Below are 20886 nucleotides of genomic sequence, written 5' to 3' on the forward strand. Positions count from 1 at the left end.
GGTCCAGGACATCAAGCAATGGAAATCATTCGTACCGTGGCGCAGATGCGCGCCTGGCGTCGCCAGGCGGGCAAGCTCGCCTTCGTGCCCACCATGGGCAATCTGCATGCCGGCCATCTGGCCCTGGTCAAGGCGGCGCGCGAGCGCGCCGACAAAGTGGTGGTCAGCATCTTCGTCAATCGGCTGCAGTTCGGCCAGGGTGAAGACTTCGGCGCCTATCCGCGCACCTTCGACGCCGATTGCGACAAGCTGCGCGCCGCCGGCGTGGACGCCTTGTTCTTCCCCGAGGAACAGGAGCTGTATCCGCGCGTGCGCCAGGACTTCAACGTGGAGCCGCCGAATATCCAGAACGAGCTGTGCGGCGCCTTCCGTCCCGGCCACTTCCGCGGCGTCGCCACCGTGGTGACCAAGTTGTTCAACATCGTGCAGCCGGACCTGGCCTGTTTCGGCAAGAAGGATTTCCAGCAGCTGCACGTGATCCGCGCGATGGTGGAGGATTTGAACTCGCCGATCGAGATTGTGCCGGTGGACACCGGCCGCGCCGACGACGGCCTGGCGCTGTCCTCGCGCAACGGCTATCTGAGCGCGGAAGAGCGCGCCGAGGCGCCGCGCCTGTATCGCAATCTGACGCAGGTGCGACAGCGGCTGCAGGACGGCGACAATGATTACGCGGCGCTGGAGCAGGGCGCGCGCGACGATCTGGCCCAAGCCGGCTGGACCGTGGATTACGTGGAAATTCGCCAGGCCGACACCCTGGCGGTGGCGCACGCCGGCGAAAAACGCCTGGTGGTGCTGGCGGCCGCCCGACTGGGGCGCACCCGCCTGATCGACAACATCGAAGTGTTCCGCTGATCAGCGGACGAAGGATGCAATCATGCAGCGCAATATGCTCAAATCCAAGCTTCACCGGGTAACCACCACGCACAGCGAGTTGCACTATATCGGCTCCTGCGCCATCGACGAGAACCTGCTGGAAGCGGCCGACATTCTGGAATACGAAGAAGTGCAGATCTGGAACGTCACCAACGGCGAGCGCTTCGCCACTTACGCGATCAAGGCCGAGCGCGGCTCCGGCACTATCTCGGTCAACGGCTCCGCCGCGCGCCGCGCCGCGCCGGGGGATTTGCTGATCATCGCGTCTTTCGCCCAGTACGAGGCCGCCGAGCTGAAGGATCACCAGCCCAAGCTGGTGTTCGTGGACGCCGGCAACCAGATGACCGAGGTCAAGGGCGCGACCCCGACGCAGGCGGCCTGATCCGCTTCCGGTTTCGCCAGCCAGCGGCCGCCTTAGGGCGGCCGTTGTTTTTTTGTTGCAGCACAGCATCCATTTCGGGGCCGGAGCCGGTTTATTTCGGCTTGGCGCTTGGCGCTGGCGCAGGCGGTGAATCATATTTAAAAAGCGGCGTTGTCTGGCTGCCGGCTTGAGCCGGCCCGGCAACCGCTTCCTGATCCATCGTCAATCCAGCAGCGAGGGAGGCATCATGAGCGCAGGCCAGAATCTGACCGGGGGCTGCTTATGCGGCGCAGTGCGTTACCGTTTGCGCGCCGAGCCTTACGATGTGGTGCATTGCCATTGCAAAAGCTGTCGTCGCGCCAGCGGCGCGGCCTTCGTCACCTGGTTCACCGTACGCGTGGCCGATCTGGACTGGCGCGGGGAAAAGCCGGTGCTGTATCACTCCTCGGCCGCGGTCAGCCGCGGTTTCTGCCCGCATTGCGGCTCCACCCTGACGTATCGCCATGAGTCGGACCCGGAGGAGCTCGACATCACCGTGTCCTCGCTGGACCACCCGGAGCGGGTGGCGCCGGCCGGCCATATCTGGTGGGAGCAGCACCTGCCCTGGGGCAGCCCCGCCGCGCAACAGGAACTGCCCGTCTATCAACGCAGCGAGGCCTGAGGCGCGGTCACTTGGTTTGATGCAGCGCGCCGGGGGAGACCACCACGCCGTCTTCGTCGGCGTACAGCCAGTGGCCTGGGCTGAAACGCGTCTGGCCGAACTCCACGCTCAGATTGCGCTGGCCTTCGCCGCGCTTCACCGATTTGCGCGGGTGGGTGCCCAGCGCGCGTATGCCCAGCGCCAGCTTGTTCAGGGCGGCGGAGTCGCGGATGCAGCCGTTGATCACCACGCCGGCCCAGCCGTTGGCCACCGCCAGCACGCCCAATTGGTCGCCCAGCAGCGCGCAGCGCAGCGAGCCGCCGCCGTCCACCACCAAGACCTTGCCGGCGCCGTGCTGACTCAGCGCCTCCCGCACCAGGCTATTGTCCTCGAACAGCTTCAGGGTTTCGATGCGGCCGAAAAATCGGGCCTGGCCGCCGTAGCGTTGCAGCGAGGGCGTCAATACCTGCAATTGTTCGTCGAACTGATCGCATAGATCGGCGGTGTGAAAGTCCATGGCGGCTCTCCTGTGGCGGACGCGAAAGCTCAATCCTAACAGCGCGGGCGGTATGCCATCAAAATGAAAAAGCCGCCTGACGGCGGCTTTGGGCAATGCGGGTCGAGACGACGCTTATTCCAGCCGCAAGGGCACGAACAACACGGCCTCGTTGCGGCGCACCAACAAGGCGATATGGCCCTTGGCGCTGGCCAGCGCTTTTTCGAAGTTGGCGATGGTGGAGACTTCCACCTGGTTCAAGCCCAGGATCACGTCGCCGGCCTGCAGGCCGGAACGAGCGGCCGGACCTTGCGCCTTCTGGATCAGCAGGCCGCCGCGCACGCCCAGCTCCGAGCGCTGGTTCGGCGTCAGCTCGCTGAGCGTCAGACCCAGTTTGCCGAACTGGAAGCCTTGCGGCGAGCTTTCTTCCTGAGACTGCTGCGCGCTCGGCGCTTCCTGCGCCAGTTCCGCCAGCGTGGCTTCCAGATCCTTTTCCACGCCCTTGCGCCACACCGTCAGCTTGATCTTGGTGCCCGGCTGCAGCGATCCGACCAGCACCGGCAGATCCTTGGAGCTTTCTATGGACTTGCCGTCCAGTTTCAGGATGATGTCGCCGGCCTGCAGGCCGGCGCGAGCGGCCGGTCCCTTGGGATCGACGCGCACCACCAGCGCGCCGCTGGGGCGCTGCAGACCGAAGGACTGCGCCAGCTCCTGAGTCACTTCCTGGATATTGATGCCCAGCTGGCCGCGGCTGACCTTGCCCTTGGCCTTGAGCTGGTCGACCACGCTCATCGCCAAATCGATGGGGATGGCGAAGGAGATGCCCATGAAGCCGCCGGAACGGCTGTAGATCTGCGAGTTGATGCCCACCACTTCGCCGCGCAGATTGAACAGCGGACCGCCGGAGTTGCCTGGGTTGATCGCCACGTCGGTCTGGATGAAGGGGACGAAGTTTTCGTCCGGCAGGCTGCGGCCCTTGGCCGAGACGATGCCGGCGGTGACGGTGTTGTCGAAGCCGAAGGGCGCGCCGATGGCGGCTACCCATTCGCCGACTTTCAAGTCCGCCGGGCTGCCGATCTTGACCACCGGCAGATCCGCCGCCGCCACTTTCAGCAGCGCCACGTCGGTGCGCTTGTCCACGCCGACCAGCTTGGCGCGCAGTTCGCGCTTGTCGGTCAGCATCACCTTGACCTGCTGGCTGTCCGCCACCACATGGGCGTTGGTCAGGATGTAGCCGTCGGCGCTGATGATGAAGCCGGAGCCGAAGGAGACGCTTTCTTCCTGCGGCTGTTCGCGCTGAGGCGGATGATTGGGGATGAAGCGGCGGAAGAAGTCGTACAGCGGATCGTCTTCCGGCACCGGAATCGGCAGATTGCTGGGCTGGGAGGCCCCGCTGTCTTCGCGGCTGGCCTGGATATTCACCACCGCCGGTCCGTCGCGGCTGACCAATTGAGTGAAGTCCGGCAGCAACATGGCGACGCGGCCATCCTGTTGCGCGGGAATGGCGACCGGCGCGGGCTGGGAGTTGCCTTTGAAGAAGCGCTCGACCTTGTCGCAGCCGGACAGCAACGAGGCTGCGAGCAAGGCGCCAACCAGGGTGCGCAGATACGTTGTCACAGGCTATCCTTTTAGGTTGATGTCTATGCGGAAAATAAGGGCGGAACCGGAGTTTTTCCAGTATTTGATTCAGTTGTCTTTAATCATAACGGTTTTTGCCGGATATTCGCAGAGGTCGGCAATGACGCAGCGCTCGCATTCCGGTTTTCTGGCTTTGCAGACATAGCGTCCGAGCAGGATCAGCCAGTGATGCGCATCGACTTTGAATTCGTCGGGGATGTATTTTACCAGTTTATCCTCGACTTCTCGCACGTCTTTGCCGGGCGCGATCCGGGTGCGGTTGGACACCCGGAAAATATGGGTGTCCACCGCGATGGTGGGCTGGCCGAAGGCGGTGTTCAGCACCACATTGGCCGTTTTGCGGCCGACGCCGGGCAGCGCCTCTAGCGCCTCGCGGGTTTGCGGCACTTCGCCGCCGTGCTTTTCCAGCAGCAGGTGACAGGTGGCGATCACGTTCCTGGCCTTGGTCTTGTACAAGCCTATGGTCTTGATGAAGTTGGCCAGCGATTCCTCGCCCAGCGCCAGCATGGCCGCCGGCGTATTGGCCACCGGATAGAGCCGGCGCGTGGCCTTGTTGACGCCGACGTCGGTGGCCTGAGCCGACAGCAGCACCGAGATCAGCAGTTCGAACGGGCTGCTGTATTCCAGCTCGGTGGTGGGATGCGGATTGGCGTCGCGCAGGCGGGTGAAGATTTCTTTGCGTTTGACGGCGTTCACGGCTTGTCCTTGTCTGCTTGTTCGCGGGCGGCGCGCATGGCGGCGGCGCGCTCCATCGCCTTGCGGATCAATTCGTTCTTGTCGGCCGCCGGCGCGGGCGCGGCGGAAACGGTCGGCGCGGCGGCGGGGGAGGCCGGCGCCGCGTTCACCGCCGTGCGCTCGGCCAGGCGTCTGGCCTTGTCCGCCTGATCGCGCGCCTTGCGCGCCTGCCGCCGTTCATAACGGACGCGGGCCTGGGCGGCGCGGGCCATGAGCCGCTCGCGCTCGCCGTCGGCCGGGTCGGCCACCGGCTCCAGGTCGATGCAGTCCACCGGACAGGGCGCCAGGCACAGTTCGCAGCCGGTGCATTCGGCGGCGATGACGGTGTGCATCTGCTTGGCGGCGCCGACGATGGCGTCCACCGGACAGGCCTGGATGCACAGGGTACAGCCGATGCAGCTGTCTTCGCGTATCACGGCCAGCGCGCGCGGCTTGGGCTGCGGGCCGTCGGCGGCGAAGGGAATGATGTCCCGGCCCAGCAGTTCCGCCAGCGCCCGGATGCCGTCGTCGCCGCCCGGCGGGCAGCGGTTGATCGGATCGCGGCCTTCCGCCAGCGCCTCCGCATACGGGCGGCAGCCGGCGTGGCTGCATTGTCCGCACTGGGTCTGGGGCAGTAGGGCGTCTATCCTTTCGACGAGTGTGATCACGGGCATGCTGTGGGATTCCGCTTCAAAAACCGCTAATTATCGACGCTAGGGGCCGCGGCTTCAACTCCCGGCGCGGACTAGGCTTCGGGAGGTCCTTGCCGGCGCGCGCGCTTGAAGCGGGGAATCCGGCGTCGCCGGGGGCGCGGCGCGCGATTTTCGTAAAAAACAAAGCGGCGGGGCTTGGAGCGGCGCGCGGGTGCGCTATGGTGAAAATACTCACTTTTCCGGACCGCCCGCCATGAAAATCGCTCACAAAGCCGGCCTGATTTCCGCGCTGGTGCTGGCCGTGACCTTGTCGACCCTGTCCTGGATGCAATACCTGAGCGTTGCGGACAGCATACGCGCGGGCAAAGAGCAGGAAGTGACCCAGACCAGCCAGGTGCTGGCCGAGCAGATCGCCAATTGGTTGAACGGCAAGCTGGCTCAGATCCAGCTGATGTCGGAGACCATAGACGCCGGTTTCAGCAACGAGCGCATTTTGGAGGTTTTCCAGCGGCCCATGCTCAAGAACGAGTTCAAGCTGGTGTTCGGCGGCTTGGACAGCGACGGCAAGAGAATCTCCAACGATCCGTCCTGGAATCCTCCTCCCACTTGGGACGCCCGCAAGCGGCCATGGTATCCGGTGGCCAAGGCGGCCGCCGGCGTCGGCCTGACCGATCCCTATCCCGACGCCGCGTCCGGCGAGATCCTGATTTCGGCGGTGGCCAAGCTGACCGACAAGGGCGCGTTCAAGGGCGCTTTCGGCGGCGACCTCAGCCTGAAGTCGGTTTCGGACGCGTTGAACACCGCCACCTTCAACGGCGCGGGCTACGCCTTCCTGCTGTCCGCCGACGGCAAAATCATCAGCCACCCGGACGCCAAGCTGAACGGCAAGAGCGTTGCGGAGTTGTTCGGCGGCAAAGCGCCGGCCCTGGACGGCAAGGTGCAGGAGGTGGAGGTCAACGAGCAGCGCCTGATGGTGGCGTTTCAACCTCTGTCGCATCTGCAGCCGGCCAAGTGGCTGGTGGGCGTGGTGCTGGACGAGGGCAAGGTGATGGCCGAGGCCAAGCAGATAGGCTGGCGCGGCTTTTGGGGCGCGGTGATAGGCGTGCTGCTGAGCATGGTCATCCTCAGCACCCTGATGCAGCAGATCCTGCGGCGCCCCTTGCAGCAGCTCAAGCAGTCGCTGACCGAGCTCAACAGCGGCAACGGCGATCTGACGCGGCGCATAGACGAAAGCTCCCGCGACGAATTCGGGGAGGTGGCGAAGGAATTGAACCGCTTCATCGCTTATCTGCAGCGGCTGATCGGCGATATCCGCCAGATTTCCACTCGCGTCCACCATGGCGCCGAGCAAAGCGCGGAAGAGGCGCAGCAGAGCAGCGGCGAGGCCAGCCGTCTGCAAAGAGAGCTGGAGCAACTGGTGGCGTCCATCGGCCAGATGGCGGAGGCGTCCGGCGAAATGACGTCCAACGCCGGCGCGGTGGCCGAGGCCGCGCGGCAGGCGCACGAGGAGACCGGCAGCCGGATGGCGCTGGTGACGCAGTCCAGCCAGGCGATACGGCGTTTGGCCGACACCCTGGAGCAGACCTCGCTGTCCATGAACGAACTGGCCGAATTCAGCAAGAACATCGAATCCATCGTCAGAGTGATCACCGGCGTGGCCGAGCAGACCAATCTGCTGGCGCTGAACGCCGCGATAGAAGCGGCGCGGGCGGGGGAAATGGGACGCGGCTTCGCCGTGGTGGCGGACGAGGTGCGCAAACTGGCTTCGCAAACCCAGGAGGCGACGCAGGAGATCCGCAGCATGATTGAGCAACTGCAGCGCGGCGTGAACGAGGCCCGGGACAAGATGGACGAAAGCCGCGATTGCGCCAGCAACACGGTGAAGGACGCCGAGCAGATCAGCGAGATGCTGACGCGCATCCGGGACGTGATCTCCGACATCAACGCCAAGAACAGCGACATCGCCGGCGCGGTGAGCCGCCAAAGCCAGATGACGCGGGACATCAACGACAGCGCGGGCAGCATTCAGCACATCGGCCAGCGCGTCAGCGACGCGGCGCAAGTGCAGTTGCGGCATTGCCAGGGCACCGCCGCCGACGTGGCCGAACAGGATGAGATGATCGCGCGCTTCCGGCTGGAGTAGCGCTGGGACGGATAGGCGGGAGGCATGAAAAAGCCGGAGCCGCATGGCGGCTCCGGCGCGGCGAATCCGGCGTTTATAGCGGCTGTTGCAGCTGTTGCAGGATTTGCGGGTTTTCCAGCGTGGACACGTCCTGGGTGATTTCCTCGCCCTTGGCGATGGAACGAAGCAGGCGGCGCATGATCTTGCCGGAGCGGGTCTTGGGCAGGTTCTCGCCGAAACGGATATCGTCCGGCTGGGCGATCTTGCCGATTTCGTGCGCCACCCAGTTTTTCAGCTCGGCCGCCACTTTCTTGGCTTCCTCGCCCTGAGGGCGAGCGCCCTTGAGCACCACGAAGGCCACTACCGCCTCGCCCTTGACCTCGTGCGGCTTGCCGACCACGGCGGCCTCCGCCACCAGCGGGTTGGCCACCAGCGCGGATTCTATCTCCATGGTGCCCAGGCGGTGGCCGGACACGTTCAGCACGTCGTCGATGCGGCCCATGATCCAGAAATAGCCGTTCTCGTCGCGGTTGGCGGAGTCGCCGGCCAGATAGTATTGGCCGTTGAACTCTTCCGGGAAATAGGTTTTCTTGAAGCGTTCCGGATCGTTCCAGATGGTGCGCACCAAGCTGGGGAAGGGCTTCTTGATCACCAGGAAGCCACCGCGGCCCGGGTCCACCTGAGCGCCGGACTCATCGACGATGTCGGCCATGATGCCCGGCAGCGGCAGCGTGCACGAGCCGGGCTTGGTGGCCACCGCGCCCGGCAGCGGCGAGATCTGGATGGAGCCGGTCTCGGTCTGCCACCAGGTGTCGACAATTGGGCAGCGGCCGCCGCCCACGGTTTCGTGATACCAGATCCAGGCCTCGGGGTTGATCGGCTCGCCCACGGTGCCGAGCAGGCGCAGGCTGGACAGATCGTGCTGCTTGGGCAGGTCCGCGCCCAGCTTGATCAGCGAGCGGATGGCGGTGGGCGCGGTGTAGAAAATGCTGACCTTGTGCTGTTCTATCATGCGCCAGAAGCGCGAGGCGTCCGGATAAGTGGGCACGCCTTCGAAGATGACCTGGGTGGCGCCGTTGGCCAGCGGGCCGTAGCAGATATAGCTGTGGCCGGTGATCCAGCCCACGTCGGCGGTGCACCAGAACACGTCGTTGGGCTTGTAGTCGAACACCCAGCGGAAACTGTTGGCCGCGCCCAGCAGATAGCCGGCGCTGCTGTGCTGGATGCCCTTGGGTTTGCCGGTGGAGCCGGAGGTGTAGAGGATGAACAGCGGATCCTCGGCGTTCATCCACTCCGGTTCGCATTGTTCCGGCTGGCCGCTGACCAATTGATGCCACCACACGTCGCGGCCCTCGCTCCAGGCCACCTCGTTCTGGGTGCGCTGGTAGGCGACCACGTGTTTGACGCTGTCGCAGCCGTCCATCGCCAGCGCTTCGTCCACCGTGGCCTTCAGCGGCACGCTCTTGCCGCCGCGCAGGCCTTCGTTGGCGGTGATCACCAGCTTGGCGCCGGCGTCCTGGACGCGGTCGCGCACCGCGCCGGCGGAAAAGCCGCCGAACACCACGGAGTGGATGGCGCCGATGCGGGCGCAGGCCTGCATCGCCACGACGGCCTCGATCACCATCGGCATGTAAATCACCACGCGGTCGCCCTTGCTCACGCCCAGGCTCTTCAGGCCGTTGGCGAACTGGCAGACGCGGCGGTGCAGCTCGGCGTAAGTGACGCGGGTGACCGCGCCGTCGTCGGCTTCGAAAATCAGCGCGATGCGGTTGGCGTTGACCGCCAGGTGGCGGTCCAGGCAGTTGTAGGAAACATTGAGCACGCCGTCGTCGAACCATTTGAAGAACGGCGCCTGGCTATCGTCCAGCACGCGGGTGAACGGTTTTTTCCAGGAGATCTGATCGCGCGCCAGATCGCCCCAGAACGACAGGTAATCGGCGTCCGCCTGCTCGCACAGCGTGTGGTACGCCTCGATGCCGGAGATCGTCGCCTTTTGGCGGAAATCGTCGGAAGGCGGAAAGCTGCGGGTTTCCTTGAGGACGGATTCTAGCGTGGACATAAACTTCTCCTGGATTAACGGTGTAGCGATGCCGCCGCTCCGGAACCGCTGGAGCGGCGCGGTGGGTTGTAAAGGCAGGCCGACATCCTCGGCCCGGCCTTATGTCATTGTCAATGTTTGGAGGCCCCGGACGCGCCGATGCCGGTCATCGCGCGCACGAACTGGGCTTCGAACTTGGCTTTTTCCTCGTCGGCCTGGCGGGACTTGTCCAGCACCGAGATCAGCCAGGTGGAAACGAAGGCCAGAGTCATCGAGAAGATGGCCGGGTTCTTGTACGGGAACACCGCGTGCTCGTGCTTGAGCACCTCCACCCAGACCGTCGGGCCCAGCACGATCAGCACCACCGCCGACAACAGGCCGATGAAGCCGCCGATCACCGCGCCGCGCGTGGTCAGCCCCTTCCAGAACATGGAGAGGAACAGCACCGGGAAGTTGGCCGAGGCGGCGATGGAGAAGGCCAGGCCCACCATGAAGGCGATGTTCTGCTTTTCGAACACCAGACCCAGCACGATGGCCACCACGCCCAACACCACGGTGGTGATCTTGGACACGCGGATCTCGTCGGCCTCGTTGGCCTTGCCCTTCTTGATCACGCTGGCGTACAGATCGTGCGACACCGCCGACGCGCCGGACAGCGCCAGGCCGGCCACCACCGCCAGGATGGTGGCGAAGGCCACCGCGGAGATGAAGCCCAGGAACATGTCGCCGCCCACGGCCTCGGCCAGGTGCACCGCCGCCATATTGTTGCCGCCGATCAGCTGGGTGACGGATTTGCCGTTCTTGACCACGGTTTCCATCATGCCCGGCTGGTTTAGCACCAGCATGATGGCGCCGAAGCCGATGATGAAGGTGAGGATGTAGAAATAGCCGATGAAGCCGGTGGCGAAGAACACCGATTTGCGAGCTTCCTTGGCGTCGGACACGGTGAAGAAGCGCATCAGGATGTGCGGCAGGCCGGCGGTGCCGAACATCAGCGCCAGGCCCAGGGAAATGGAGTCGATCGGATCGGCCTTGCCCGGCGCCATGATGGCGACGCCCTTGCTATGCGCGGCCACCGCTTTTTCAAACATGACTTCCGGGCTGAAACCCACGGTGGCCAGCACCATGATGGCCATGAAGGTGGCGCCGGAGAGCAGCAGCACCGCCTTGATGATTTGCACCCAGGTGGTGGCCAGCATGCCGCCGAACAGCACGTAGCACACCATCAGCACGCCCACCATCAACACCGCCGAGCTATAGCTCATGCCGAACAAGAGCTGGATCAGCTTGCCGGCGCCCACCATCTGCGCAATCAGGTAGATGGCGACCACCACCAGGGTGGAGGTGGCGGCGAAGCTGCGCACCGGCGTCTGTTGCAAGCGGTAGGAGGCGACGTCGGCGAAAGTGTACTTGCCCAGGTTGCGCAGGCGTTCCGCCACCAGAAACAGGATGACGGGCCAGCCCACCAGGAAGCCCATCGAATAGATCAGGCCGTCGTAGCCTTTTTCGAACACCATCGCGGAAATGCCGAGGAAGGACGCGGCGGACATATAGTCGCCGGCGATGGCGAGACCATTCTGGAAACCGGTGATGCCGCCGCCGGCCGCGTAAAAGTCGCTGGCGGACTTGGTGCGGCGCGCGGCCCAATACGTGACGCCCAGAGTGAAGGCCACGAAGAGCAGGAACATGATGATGGCGTGCCAGTTGGTGGCCTGTTGCTTGACATCGCCCTCAATGGCCCCGGCCGCCATGGCCAAGGAGGGCAGCAGAAGGCCGGAGACGCAGGCCAGTTGCAAGACGCGTTGCTTCATTGTTTGGACTCCTCGACGATTTGCTGGTTGAGCAGATCGAACTCGGTGTTGGCGCGGCGCACATAGATGCCAGTCAGCGCGAAGGCCGAGACGATGATCAGCACGCCGATGGGAATGCCCACCGTCATGGTGGCGCCCGCGCTGACGGGATGGCCCAGCGTGGCCGGCGAGAACGCCAGCACCAGGATGAAGCCGTAGTAGATGACCAGCATGACTAGGGTGAGCTGCCAACCCAGGCTGGTTTTCTTGTGCACCAGTTCCTTGAATTTGGGGTTGGACTGCACTTTCTTGAGTATGTCCTCGTTCATTGCATCCTCCTTTGTGGTCGCGACTTGGGTTGTCGCTGCTGAAAACATAAGGGAGGTGACGGAGGCGAATCTAATCGCTTTTTTTGATGCGGAAAATTATTCAGGCCGATGATGCAGTGCAAAAAACAAATAAAATCAATAACTTGAATTAGAATTTTTGCTCTTAATTCGGCGGCGAAATAGGGCTGATCGAACCAAAAAATCCAGGCCCGGACCGGGCGTCGCCGCCGCGTCGCGCCTTGCCGCAAATGCTTGGCGGGGCCGGCGGCGGGGCATAAAGCGCTTGTTATTTAGCCGGCATTGCGCCGAAAATGGCTCGCACAAGAGAAAACCATCATCGGCCGGGCTTAGCTCAGGCCGCCGCATCCGTCGCAGACCCGCCATCATGCCGCCCATGCCTGCCGCGTACGGCGATCCGGCCCGCCGCCAAGCATCCAAGTCAGGGGAGAACATGGAAATCTATCAGTTGCGCACCTTTGTCACCGTCGCCCAGCAAGGGCACCTGACACAGGCCGCCGAATTGCTGCACCTGTCGCAGCCGGCGGTCACCGCGCAAATCAAGGCCCTGGAAGAAGAAGTGGGCATGCAATTGTTCGAACGCAGCGCGGGCGGGGTGTCGCTGACCCGGACCGGCCAGGAATTGTTGCCGCAGGCGCAGGCGATACTGGGCGCGGCCAGCGGCATCATCAACCACGCGCGGCAATTGAAGGGCCAGTTGTCAGGCAAGGCGCGGATAGGCGTCACCCTGACGCCGGACACTTTGAAGATCGGACCCTGGGTGGCGGGCCTGGTGGAGCGTTATCCCTTGCTGGACATCCAATTGCGCCACGGCGTCACCGTGGACGTGCTGAACCTGGTGCGCAAGAAAGAACTGGACGCCGGCTTCTATCTGGGCAAAAACCCCTATGTGAACGTCTCCACCGTCAAGCTGGCGGAATTGCCGTTCCGCATCGTCCTGCCCGCAGGCTGGGCGTCGCGTTTGGCCGGCGGCGGCTTGAGGGAATTGGGCAAATTGCCGTGGATAGGCATTTCGCAGTTTTCCAGTCTTTCCAAAATCACCGCGGAGTTGTGGCGAGAACTCAACATTTCGCCTAAGAAGGTAGCGGAGTGCGATCATCTCGACGCCATCCTTGAATTGGTGGCCTCCGGGGTGGGGGTGGCGCTGGCGCGGGAAGAGGCGGCGCAGGCCTGGCAAGACGCCGGCAGGTTGACAGTGCTGCCGGATGTGCGCAAATTGGCCGAGTTGCAATTCGTCTACCCGGCGGACCGGGCGGGCGATCCCGTGTTGGAAACCTTGTTACAAGAATTGCTGCAGGTGTGGCGTTTGCCCGCCGTTGCGGCTTAGAACCTGCTTGTGATCCGCTGCGCGTCTTCAGGGCCGCGGCGCCTTCCTTGCAAGCAGGCGCTTAGGGCGGCTGCCGCGAGATGAGGCGGCCCGCCGGGTTTGATCGAGGAGTGGCAATGACCCGTAGTTGGTTGATCGGCGCGATGGAGAGTTACCGCAGCGCAGTGGAGCGCGGCCAGCAGCGCATGCTGGACGCCCAGCACGAGGCCTGTATCGTCTGGTGGTCGGCTTTTGCGCCGGCGTATCCGATGTCCCAGGGCGATTTGGAGCGCAGGCTGGACGACACCCTGTTGGTGGGCGCCAATCTCGTGCAGGCGCAAGCGGATACTCAGCGCGATTGGATGTTGCTGACCGAGCGTTGGCTGTCCGAGATGAACCGCGACGTGCAGGCCAGGCTGGACGCCGCCAGCGACGACGCGCCCTCGCTGCACCCGCTGTGTCGCGCCTGGCAGGTGGGCAGCCTGTCCGGCACCGCCTTGTCCAAGGTTTCCCGCCAAGTGGGGCATTTCGCCGCCACCAGCCTGTCGTCCACGCCCTTGCGCGCCGCTTGCGACGCCAGGCGGGTGTGGAAGCGACAACGCTCCTGATTCTCTTTCCCATAACACTAGCGCACGCCATGCCTCGATATTCATCGAGGCATTTTGTTTTTATATCGAGTGCGGCGCTGTCTGATTTGAAGCCGGGACTGCATGGAGTGCGTGGCCTGGCTGTATTTGGTTTGATTTTTAATATTAATTAGAGTTTTATTTAAGAATTTAATTTTTTAATTCATGGGACGTTTTGTTGGTTTATTGCTTTGTTTTTCAATTGAAAATTTAGAGCGGGTTTTCAGGTATATTCAAGCGGTATCAGTGGTAGAACCTGTTCAAAGCTTTGCGCAGCGTGGCAGACATTGAAACGCTTCGCGAAATTGGACGGCGCCGATTTTCAAGGAGCGGGCGATGGCGGCGGAAATGCGCGGCGTATTTAAAACATACCGGATGGACCAAGTGGAAGTGCCGGCTTTGCACAATGTGGAATTGAAAGTGGCCGCCGCCCGATTCACTGTTTTGGCCGGGCCGTCCGGCAGCGGGAAAAGCACGATTTTGCATTTGCTGGGAGGCGTGGACAGGCCCGACCGCGGCGAGGTCGTCGTCGCCGGGCAGAGCATGGCGGCCTTGAGCGACGACGCGCTTAGCGATTTTCGCGCTCGCCACCTGGGCTTTGTGTTTCAAAGCTTCAATTTGCTGCCGGTGCTGTCCGCGCTGGAAAACGTGGAATATCCGCTGCGGCTGCAGGGCGCGCCGGCGGCGCGGTGCAAAGCGCGGGCGCTGGAGATGCTGGCGGCGGTGGGCTTGGCGGACAAGGCGGCGCACCGGCCCGGCCAGTTGTCCGGCGGCCAGCGCCAGCGGGTGGCGATTGCGCGCGCGCTGGTGCACGAGCCGGCGCTGGTGTTGGCCGACGAGCCCACCGCCAATCTGGACAGCGGCACCGGCGCCGCCATCCTGGCGCTGCTCAGGCAGTTGCAGCGCGAGCGCGGCGTGGCGGTGGTGTTCTCCTCGCACGATCCGCTGGTGATCGCGGCGGCGGACGAGCGTTATCGGGTCAGCGACGGCCGGGTCCGCGCGCTGGCCGCCGGGGAGGCGCCGGCATGAATGTTCTGCAACTGGCCTGGCGCAATCTATTGCGCAATCGCCGCCGCACCTGGGCAAGCGCTTTGACCATGGCGGTGGGCATGGCGGGCGTGCTGTTGTTCGGCGGCTATCAGCGCGCGGTCCAGTACGGGCTGGAAACGGCTTTTGTCCGCAAGCTCGGCCATTTGCAGGTGCAGCATCGCGATTATCTGCAATACGGCAGCGGCAACCCGGCCGCTTACGGCATCCGCGACTACCGGCGCATCCAGCGCGAGATCGAGTCGGACCCGGAACTGAAGGACATGTTGGCGGCCGTCACGCCGACCTTGACGCTGGGCGCCATCGCCGGCCATTACGCCAGCGGCACGTCGCGCACGGTGCTGGTGCAAGGCAGCGAGCCCGAAGGCCAGAACCGCTTGCTGCGCTGGGACGCGCGCGGTTTGCGCCAGGCGGCCAAGCCGATGGCCTTGACTGGCAGCGACGCCAACGCCGCGGTGCTGGGCGGCGGCGTCGCCAAGACTCTGGGGCTGTGCCTGTCCGACGGCGACCGGGCTTGCGCGGCGGCGGCGGCGGAAGGCGAGGGGCTGCCGCCGGACCTGGCGGCCTTGACCGGGCCGGCGCGCGCGGCGGACGGCAAGCGGATCGAACTGTTGACGGCCACCGCCGCCGGCGCGCCCAACGTCGCCCGCTTGCGGGTGTTGGGCGTGGAGCGGCAAGGCGCCCGGGAATGGGACGACGTCTATGTGGGCCTGCATCTGTCGCAGGCGCAACGGCTGCTGTACGGCGAGGGAGAGCCGATGGCGACGGCGATCTTGCTGCAGCTGAAGAGCAGCGGGCAGATCGAGGCCGCGCGCCGGCGGCTGCTGCAGCTGTTTCAAGCCGGTTTGAGCGCGCAGCCGCTGGCGGCCCACGATTTCGCCGCGCTGCAGCCGCTGTACGAGCGCATCGTCGACATGTTCGGCGCCATTTTCGGCTTCATGGCGGCGCTGATCGCCAGCGTGACGCTGTTCACCACCGGCAACACCATGAATATGGCGGTGATGGAGCGCACCCGTGAAATCGGCGCGCTGCGCTCCATCGGTCTGAGACGCGGCGGCGTCCAGCGGCTGTTCTTGTGCGAGGGTGCCCTGCTGGGCGTCATCGGCGGTTTGGGTGGCCTGCTGCTGTCGCTGGGCCTGGCCTGGCTGATCAACCGCGCCGGCCTGAGCTGGCTGCCTCCGGGCGTGGTGGATCCCAGCCCCATCCTGATCCGGGTCTGGGGCGAGACGCCGCTGCTGGCTTCGTGCATGGGCGGTTTGATGGCGGTGGCGCTGTTGTCGTCGTGGTGGCCGTCGCGCCGGGCGGCGCGCTGGAACATCGTCGACGCCTTGAGGCAGGCCTGAGCCGGCATGGCGGATGAGGGAAGGGAGCGGAAAATGAAGCGCGCGCGCATATTGGGCTTGGTTTTGTTGGGCTGGCAGGGTTTGGCCTGGGCCGCGCCGGACGCGCAGCAGATACTGGCCTGGAGCGACGAGGTGCGCAATCCGGGCAAGTCTTTCAGCCTGAAGGTCGACCTGCTCAGCTATAAGCAAGGCAAGCCTAGCGAAGCCAGCTCGCTGGTGTTGTATTCGCGGGCCGATCCGCGGCGCGGCCAGTTTCGCAGCCTGTTGCGCTTTGTCAGCCCCAGCCGCGACGCGGGCAAGCTGACCTTGAAAAGCGGCAAGGATTTATGGGTGTTCGACCCGGCGAGCCAGGCCAGCGTGCCGATTTCGCCGCAGCAACGGCTGCTGGGCCAGGCGGCCAACGGCGACGTGGTGACGGTGAACTGGACCCTGGACTATCGGGCCACTCTCGCGGCGGAGGAAACCGTGATGGACGGCGACCGCCAGCCGCGCGCCAGCTACAAGCTGCGGCTGAGCGCGAGGCGGCCGGACGTGACTTACCACGCCATCGAGCTGTGGGTGGATCGCGACGGTTACCGCAGCCGCAAGGCGCAGTTCTACGCCGCCAGCGGCGAGTTGCTGAAAACGGCTTATTACCGCGGCTACCGCCAGGCCCTGGGCCGGGACCGCCCCACTGAGACCGTCATCATCGACGGCCTCAATCCGCAGTGGGTAACCGTGATGCGCAAGAGCGGTTTCGCTTGGCGCGAGGTGCCCGAGGCCTGGCTGCAGCGGGATTATCTGCCGCGGTTCCGGGTGGAGTGAGTGGCGGCGGTACGCTCAAATCCGCAACAAGGCGTCGCTGTCCTCCGCGTCCATGGTGTGCGGCTCGCCCACCAGCAGCGGATCGGCCGCTCGGGCGACGCGCGCGTCCTTGTCCGGGTAGTCCAGCCGGGACAGGAAGTAGCGGATGCAGTTGAGGCGGGCCCGCTTCTTATCGTCGGATTTCACCACCGTCCACGGCGCGTCGCCGGTATGGGTGTGGAAGAAGGTCGCTTCCTTGGCCGCGGTGTAGTCGTCCCATTTGTCCAGCGACTGTATGTCTATGGGCGACAGTTTCCAGTGCTTCAAGGGATCGTCGCGGCGGGAGATGAAGCGGCGCAGCTGTTCCTCGCGGCTGACCGAGAACCAGAACTTGAACAGACGGATGCCGCTGTTGACCAGCATGCGCTCCAGTTGCGGCGTCTGGCGCATGAACTCCAGATATTCGTGCGGATGGCAAAAGCCCATCACGCGCTCCACGCCGGCGCGGTTGTACCAGGAGCGGTCGAAAAAGACGATCTCGCCGGCGGTGGGCAGGTGTTCGATGTAACGCTGGAAGTACCATTGGCCGCGCTCGCGGTCCGACGGCTTTTCCAGCGCCACCACGCGCGCGCCGCGCGGGTTTAGGTGTTCCATATAGCGTTTGATGGTGCCGCCCTTGCCGGCGGCGTCGCGGCCTTCGAACAGGATCACGATCTTCTGGCCGCTTTCCTTGACCCAGTTCTGCACTTTCAACAGTTCGATCTGCAGCGCCTGCTTCTGCAATTCGTACTCCGGGCGGCGCATCCGCGTGCGGTAGGGGTAGCTGGCCGGCAGTTCGGCGCTGACGCTGTCCTCCGCGCTGCCTTGCGGCGCGGCGGCCACTTGCAAGGCCACCGGCTGCTGACTGACGGTTTCGATGGCTTGCACCGATTCCTGGTGCGCGCGCTCCACATTGTTGCGGCGGTGGCTGGCGGTTCGGCGCAGCGGCTTGACGGCCGGCGGCTGGGCGTCGGCGTCCGCTTCCGCGGGCAGGGGGGCTTGAGGCGGGTTTGTGTTTTGTGTCATGCAAGCTCCTTTGCGAGGGATAAAACCATGCTACTCCCATGGAAAACCGGTGTCGATGCGCGCGCTTTGGCGCGGCCGGAACACCGTTGGAGTCCGCAATGGGCGTTTTGTCACAAGGCAAAGCTTTTCATGCCGATTTCATGCATATTCATGCCATTGTGTTTTGACGGCGGAGCGGACTATGTGGGCGGTTGAGGTGAACGGGGTGTCTAAAAGCTACTGGATGGAGCAGGTGAGGGTGCCGGCGCTGGCCGATGTCAGCCTCAAGATCGCCGCGGCGCGCTTCACCGTGCTGTCCGGCCAGTCCGGCAGCGGCAAGACCACGCTGCTGAATTTGATCGGCGGCATAGACCGCGCCGACGTCGGAGAAATCGAGGTGGCGGGACAGGCGCTGAACCGTTTGAGCGATGACGCGCTCAGCGATTTTCGCGCGCGCCACATCGGCTTCATCTTCCAGAACTTCAATCTGATGCCGGTCTTGTCGGCTTTCGAGAACGTCGAATACCCGCTGCAATTGCAAGGCGTGCCGGCGCGGCAGCGGCGCGAGCGGGCGCTGGAGATGCTGGCGGCGGTGGGCTTGGCGGACAAGGCGGCGAACCGGCCCGGCCAGCTGTCCGGCGGGCAGCGCCAGCGGGTGGCGATTGCGCGCGCGCTGGTGCACGAGCCGGCCTTGGTGCTGGCCGACGAACCCACCGCCAATCTGGACAGCCAGACCGGAGCGTCCATCCTGGCTCTGTTGCGCCAATTGCAGCGAGAACGCCGAGTGGCGGTGGTGTTCTCCTCGCATGACCCGCAGGTGATCGCGGCGGCGGACGAGCGTTACTTGGTCAGCGACGGCCGGGTCGGCGTCTTGAACGCGGGGGAGGCCTTGGCGTGAACACCTTGAAACTGGCTTGGCGCAATCTGCTGCGCAACCGTCGCCGCACCTTGGCGACCTTGTCCACCATGATCATAGGCCTGGTGGCGGTGCTGCTCTTCGGCGGTTACAACCGCACGGTGCAATACGGCTTGCAAACCGGCATGGTGCGCGCGGGCGGCCATCTGCAGGTGCAGCACCGGGATTACTTCCTGTACGGCAGCGGCAATCCGGCCGCTTACGGCATCCGCGACTACCGCGCGGCGATGCGGCTGATCGAGAACGATCCGGTGCTGCGGCCCATGCTGACCGTGGTCACGCCCACGCTGAGCCTGGGCGGCATCGCCGGTCATTATTCCGCCGGCGCCTCGCGTACGGTGATTGCGCGCGGCAGCGAGGTGGACGCCCAGAACCGCTTGCGGCGCTGGGACGATTACGGCTTCAACGACAAGCGCAAGCCGGTGGCGCTGACCGGCACCGCGCCGAACGCGGCGGTGATAGGCACCGGGGTGGCGCGGGTGCTGCAACTGTGCGCGGCCTTCCAGCTCAAGGATTGCGCGCCGCCGCCGGCTCCGCCGGGCGGCAAGGACCTGCCGGCCGATCTGGAGGCCTTGGCCGCGGCGGCGCCGCCGGCCAGCGTCCGCGACGATCAGATCGAACTGCTGGCCGCCACCGCCGCCGGCGCGCCCAATGTGGCCCGTCTGCAAGTGGCCAAGGTGGAGAGCCAGGGCATCAAGGAACTGGACGATATGTATGTCGGCCTGCATCTGCGCCAGGCGCAACAGCTGGTGTACGGCCAGGGCGAGCCGATGGCCACCGCCATCGTGTTGCAGCTGCGGCACACCGCGCAGATTCCGGCGGCCGAGGCGCGTTTGCGTCAGCTGTTCGCCACCAGCTTGCGCGGCCAGCCGCTGGCGGCGCACGACTTCGCCACGCTGCAGCCGCAATACGGCCAGATCACCGGCATGTTCGGCACCATTTTCGGCTTCCTGGCGGTGTTGATCGCCTGCGTGGCGCTGTTCACCATAGGCAACACCATGAATATGGTGGTGCTGGAGCGCACGGTGGAGATCGGTACGCTGCGGGCGATGGGCCTGCGCCGCCGCGGCATCCAGCGGCTGTTCCTGTGCGAAGGCTGGCTGCTGGGCCTGGGCGGCGGGGTGCTGGGCATCGCGCTGGCGCTGTTGCTGGCCTGGCTGATCAATCACGCCGGGCTGACCTGGCTGCCGCCGGGGCAGGTGGACCCCAGCCCCATCCTGGTGCGGGTATGGGGGGAGTGGCGGATGATGGCGGTGACCGCCGGCGGTTTGATGGCGATGGCGCTGCTGTCGTCGTGGTGGCCGGCGCGGCGGGCGGCGGCGGCCAATATCGTGGAGGCTTTGCGTCATGCGTGAAACGTTTGGAATCTCTACCGGCATGAAGACGACACGCTGGGCCGCGTTGAGCGTTGCCCTGTGGGCGGCGTCGGCGCTGGCGGCGCCGGACGCGCAGACCATCCTGGCCAATAGCGACGCGGTGCGCAATCCGGAACGCTCTTTCGGGCTGGTGGTGTCCCTGGTCAGCTATAAGGACGGCAAGCAGAACGAGGCCAGCGCGCTGGCGGTGTATTCGCGCGCCGATCAGAAAAGCGGCCAGTTCCGCAGCCTGCTGCGTTTCATCAATCCCAAGCGGGACGCCGGCAAGCTGATGCTCAAGAGCGGCAACGATCTGTGGTTTTTCGATCCGGCGAGCAAGGCCAGCGTGCCGATTTCGCCGCAGCAGCGGCTCTTGGGCCAGGCGGCCAACGGCGACGTGGTCACCGTCAATCTGGCGCTGGACTATCAGGCGGCGCTGGCCGGCGAGGAAACGATACAGGACGGGGACCGCCAGGCGCGGCTTTGCTACAAGTTGCGGCTGAGCGCGCGCAATCCCGGCGTCACCTACCACGCCATCGATCTGTGGGTGGACCGCGACGGCTACCGCAGTCGCAAGGCGCAGTTCTACGCCGAAAGCGGCGGTTTGCTGAAGACCGCGTATTACCGCGCTTACCAGCCGGTGCTGGGACGCGAGCGCCCAACCGAGACCGTGATCATAGACGGCCTCAATCCGCGCTGGATCACCGTGCTGCGCAACAGCCAGTTCGCCTGGCGCGAGGTGCCGGAAGCCTGGCTGCAGCGCGATTATCTGCCGCGCTTCCGGGCCGAATGAC

20 protein-coding genes are annotated in these 20886 nt (G+C 64.8%); 12 read left to right on the forward strand and 8 right to left on the reverse strand.

The window, feature by feature from the left end; genetic code table 11:
- Positions 1 to 18: 18 nt before the first annotated feature.
- The 3 genes from panC to AB1Z25_RS06895 all read left to right on the forward strand — a co-directional run bounded on the left by panC (position 19) and on the right by AB1Z25_RS06895 (position 1895).
- Positions 19 to 852 carry a pantoate--beta-alanine ligase gene (gene panC / locus AB1Z25_RS06885; protein WP_107800222.1) on the forward strand — a complete coding sequence of 278 codons (834 nt, stop codon included), beginning with the start codon at positions 19 to 21 and terminating at the stop codon, positions 850 to 852.
- Between the two features lie 22 nt (positions 853 to 874).
- Positions 875 to 1255, forward strand: coding sequence for an aspartate 1-decarboxylase (gene panD, locus AB1Z25_RS06890; protein ID WP_107800221.1), 381 nt, complete (start codon positions 875 to 877; stop codon positions 1253 to 1255).
- Positions 1256 to 1481: 226 nt separating this feature from the next.
- Positions 1482 to 1895: a GFA family protein gene (locus AB1Z25_RS06895; RefSeq protein WP_107801915.1), complete on the forward strand. Its 414-nt coding sequence runs from the start codon at positions 1482 to 1484 to the stop codon at positions 1893 to 1895.
- A 7-nt stretch (positions 1896 to 1902) separates the two neighbouring features.
- Here AB1Z25_RS06895 and rraA read toward each other — a convergent pair whose 3' ends face one another.
- The 4 genes from rraA to rsxB all read right to left on the reverse strand — a co-directional run bounded on the left by rraA (position 1903) and on the right by rsxB (position 5396).
- Entirely contained in the window at positions 1903 to 2391 is a 489-nt protein-coding gene (rraA, locus tag AB1Z25_RS06900) for a ribonuclease E activity regulator RraA (RefSeq protein ID WP_227107638.1), read from the reverse strand.
- Between the two features lie 114 nt (positions 2392 to 2505).
- A complete protein-coding gene (locus AB1Z25_RS06905) occupies positions 2506 to 3987 on the reverse strand; it encodes a DegQ family serine endoprotease (protein WP_227107641.1) in 1482 nt (493 codons plus the stop codon).
- Positions 3988 to 4056: 69 nt separating this feature from the next.
- Positions 4057 to 4704 carry an endonuclease III gene (gene nth / locus AB1Z25_RS06910; protein ID WP_048413849.1) on the reverse strand — a complete coding sequence of 216 codons (648 nt, stop codon included), beginning with the start codon at positions 4702 to 4704 and terminating at the stop codon, positions 4057 to 4059.
- The gene (gene rsxB, locus AB1Z25_RS06915; protein ID WP_486636875.1) at positions 4701 to 5396 is read right to left on the reverse strand and encodes an electron transport complex subunit RsxB; all 696 of its coding nucleotides are present in this window, start codon (positions 5394 to 5396) and stop codon (positions 4701 to 4703) included. The genes nth and rsxB overlap by 4 nt, the downstream gene beginning before the upstream one ends.
- A gap of 232 nt (positions 5397 to 5628) precedes the next feature.
- Here rsxB and AB1Z25_RS06920 point away from each other — a divergent pair, with 232 nt between their 5' ends.
- The gene (locus AB1Z25_RS06920) at positions 5629 to 7518 is read left to right on the forward strand and encodes a methyl-accepting chemotaxis protein (RefSeq protein WP_107800218.1); all 1890 of its coding nucleotides are present in this window, start codon (positions 5629 to 5631) and stop codon (positions 7516 to 7518) included.
- 73 nt (positions 7519 to 7591) lie between these two features.
- On the opposite strand, the gene acs is transcribed toward AB1Z25_RS06920, so the two are convergent.
- The 3 genes from acs to AB1Z25_RS06935 form a co-directional block, all read right to left on the reverse strand.
- A complete protein-coding gene (gene acs, locus AB1Z25_RS06925) occupies positions 7592 to 9556 on the reverse strand; it encodes an acetate--CoA ligase (protein ID WP_107800217.1) in 1965 nt (654 codons plus the stop codon).
- Positions 9557 to 9666: 110 nt separating this feature from the next.
- Positions 9667 to 11346 carry a cation acetate symporter gene (locus AB1Z25_RS06930; RefSeq protein ID WP_107800216.1) on the reverse strand — a complete coding sequence of 560 codons (1680 nt, stop codon included), beginning with the start codon at positions 11344 to 11346 and terminating at the stop codon, positions 9667 to 9669.
- A complete protein-coding gene (locus AB1Z25_RS06935) occupies positions 11343 to 11654 on the reverse strand; it encodes a DUF485 domain-containing protein (protein WP_107800215.1) in 312 nt (103 codons plus the stop codon). Before AB1Z25_RS06935 ends, AB1Z25_RS06930 begins: the two co-directional genes overlap by 4 nt.
- 451 nt (positions 11655 to 12105) lie before the next feature.
- Between AB1Z25_RS06935 and AB1Z25_RS06940 the strand changes: the two genes are divergently transcribed.
- From AB1Z25_RS06940 to AB1Z25_RS06960, 5 genes are all read left to right on the forward strand, one after another.
- Positions 12106 to 12999, forward strand: coding sequence for a LysR family transcriptional regulator (locus AB1Z25_RS06940; protein ID WP_107800214.1), 894 nt, complete (start codon positions 12106 to 12108; stop codon positions 12997 to 12999).
- Between the two features lie 116 nt (positions 13000 to 13115).
- Positions 13116 to 13586 (forward strand): hypothetical protein, encoded by a 471-nt coding sequence (locus tag AB1Z25_RS06945; RefSeq protein WP_146176693.1) that lies wholly within the window; start codon positions 13116 to 13118, stop codon positions 13584 to 13586.
- 393 nt (positions 13587 to 13979) lie between these two features.
- Entirely contained in the window at positions 13980 to 14633 is a 654-nt protein-coding gene (locus AB1Z25_RS06950) for an ABC transporter ATP-binding protein (RefSeq protein ID WP_233246723.1), read from the forward strand.
- Positions 14630 to 15994, forward strand: coding sequence for an ABC transporter permease (locus tag AB1Z25_RS06955; RefSeq protein WP_486636876.1), 1365 nt, complete (start codon positions 14630 to 14632; stop codon positions 15992 to 15994). Before AB1Z25_RS06950 ends, AB1Z25_RS06955 begins: the two co-directional genes overlap by 4 nt.
- A gap of 33 nt (positions 15995 to 16027) precedes the next feature.
- Entirely contained in the window at positions 16028 to 16798 is a 771-nt protein-coding gene (locus AB1Z25_RS06960; protein ID WP_227107648.1) for an outer membrane lipoprotein-sorting protein, read from the forward strand.
- Positions 16799 to 16813: 15 nt separating this feature from the next.
- On the opposite strand, the gene ppk2 is transcribed toward AB1Z25_RS06960, so the two are convergent.
- Positions 16814 to 17665 carry a polyphosphate kinase 2 gene (ppk2, locus tag AB1Z25_RS06965; protein WP_199226031.1) on the reverse strand — a complete coding sequence of 284 codons (852 nt, stop codon included), beginning with the start codon at positions 17663 to 17665 and terminating at the stop codon, positions 16814 to 16816.
- A 382-nt stretch (positions 17666 to 18047) separates the two neighbouring features.
- On the opposite strand from ppk2, the gene AB1Z25_RS06970 reads away from it, so the two are divergent.
- From AB1Z25_RS06970 to AB1Z25_RS06980, 3 genes are read left to right on the forward strand one after another with little or no spacing between them, the layout of a single operon-like run.
- Complete coding sequence (locus AB1Z25_RS06970) at positions 18048 to 18719, forward strand: ABC transporter ATP-binding protein (protein WP_253314138.1); 672 nt, start codon at positions 18048 to 18050, stop codon at positions 18717 to 18719.
- The gene (locus AB1Z25_RS06975; protein ID WP_486636877.1) at positions 18716 to 20092 is read left to right on the forward strand and encodes an ABC transporter permease; all 1377 of its coding nucleotides are present in this window, start codon (positions 18716 to 18718) and stop codon (positions 20090 to 20092) included. Before AB1Z25_RS06970 ends, AB1Z25_RS06975 begins: the two co-directional genes overlap by 4 nt.
- 22 nt (positions 20093 to 20114) lie before the next feature.
- Complete coding sequence (locus AB1Z25_RS06980) at positions 20115 to 20885, forward strand: outer membrane lipoprotein-sorting protein (protein ID WP_227107654.1); 771 nt, start codon at positions 20115 to 20117, stop codon at positions 20883 to 20885.
- Position 20886: the final 1 nt, after the last annotated feature.

Source organism: Chromobacterium sp. HL1, from assembly GCF_057418835.1.

Excerpts from the sequence above, each read along its gene's own strand:
- AB1Z25_RS06895 (WP_107801915.1), top strand. The coding sequence starts at position 1,482 with ATGAGCGCAGGCCAGAATCTGACCGGGGGCTGCTTATGCGGCGCAGTG.
- AB1Z25_RS06945 (WP_146176693.1), top strand. The coding sequence starts at position 13,116 with ATGACCCGTAGTTGGTTGATCGGCGCGATGGAGAGTTACCGCAGCGCA.
- panD (WP_107800221.1), top strand. The coding sequence starts at position 875 with ATGCAGCGCAATATGCTCAAATCCAAGCTTCACCGGGTAACCACCACG.
- AB1Z25_RS06920 (WP_107800218.1), top strand. The coding sequence starts at position 5,629 with ATGAAAATCGCTCACAAAGCCGGCCTGATTTCCGCGCTGGTGCTGGCC.
- AB1Z25_RS06980 (WP_227107654.1), top strand. The coding sequence starts at position 20,115 with ATGAAGACGACACGCTGGGCCGCGTTGAGCGTTGCCCTGTGGGCGGCG.
- AB1Z25_RS06960 (WP_227107648.1), top strand. The coding sequence starts at position 16,028 with ATGAAGCGCGCGCGCATATTGGGCTTGGTTTTGTTGGGCTGGCAGGGT.
- rraA (WP_227107638.1), bottom strand. The coding sequence starts at position 2,391 with ATGGACTTTCACACCGCCGATCTATGCGATCAGTTCGACGAACAATTG.
- AB1Z25_RS06935 (WP_107800215.1), bottom strand. The coding sequence starts at position 11,654 with ATGAACGAGGACATACTCAAGAAAGTGCAGTCCAACCCCAAATTCAAG.
- acs (WP_107800217.1), bottom strand. The coding sequence starts at position 9,556 with ATGTCCACGCTAGAATCCGTCCTCAAGGAAACCCGCAGCTTTCCGCCT.
- AB1Z25_RS06930 (WP_107800216.1), bottom strand. The coding sequence starts at position 11,346 with ATGAAGCAACGCGTCTTGCAACTGGCCTGCGTCTCCGGCCTTCTGCTG.
- AB1Z25_RS06940 (WP_107800214.1), top strand. The coding sequence starts at position 12,106 with ATGGAAATCTATCAGTTGCGCACCTTTGTCACCGTCGCCCAGCAAGGG.
- AB1Z25_RS06950 (WP_233246723.1), top strand. The coding sequence starts at position 13,980 with ATGGACCAAGTGGAAGTGCCGGCTTTGCACAATGTGGAATTGAAAGTG.
- rsxB (WP_486636875.1), bottom strand. The coding sequence starts at position 5,396 with ATGCCCGTGATCACACTCGTCGAAAGGATAGACGCCCTACTGCCCCAG.
- panC (WP_107800222.1), top strand. The coding sequence starts at position 19 with ATGGAAATCATTCGTACCGTGGCGCAGATGCGCGCCTGGCGTCGCCAG.
- AB1Z25_RS06955 (WP_486636876.1), top strand. The coding sequence starts at position 14,630 with ATGAATGTTCTGCAACTGGCCTGGCGCAATCTATTGCGCAATCGCCGC.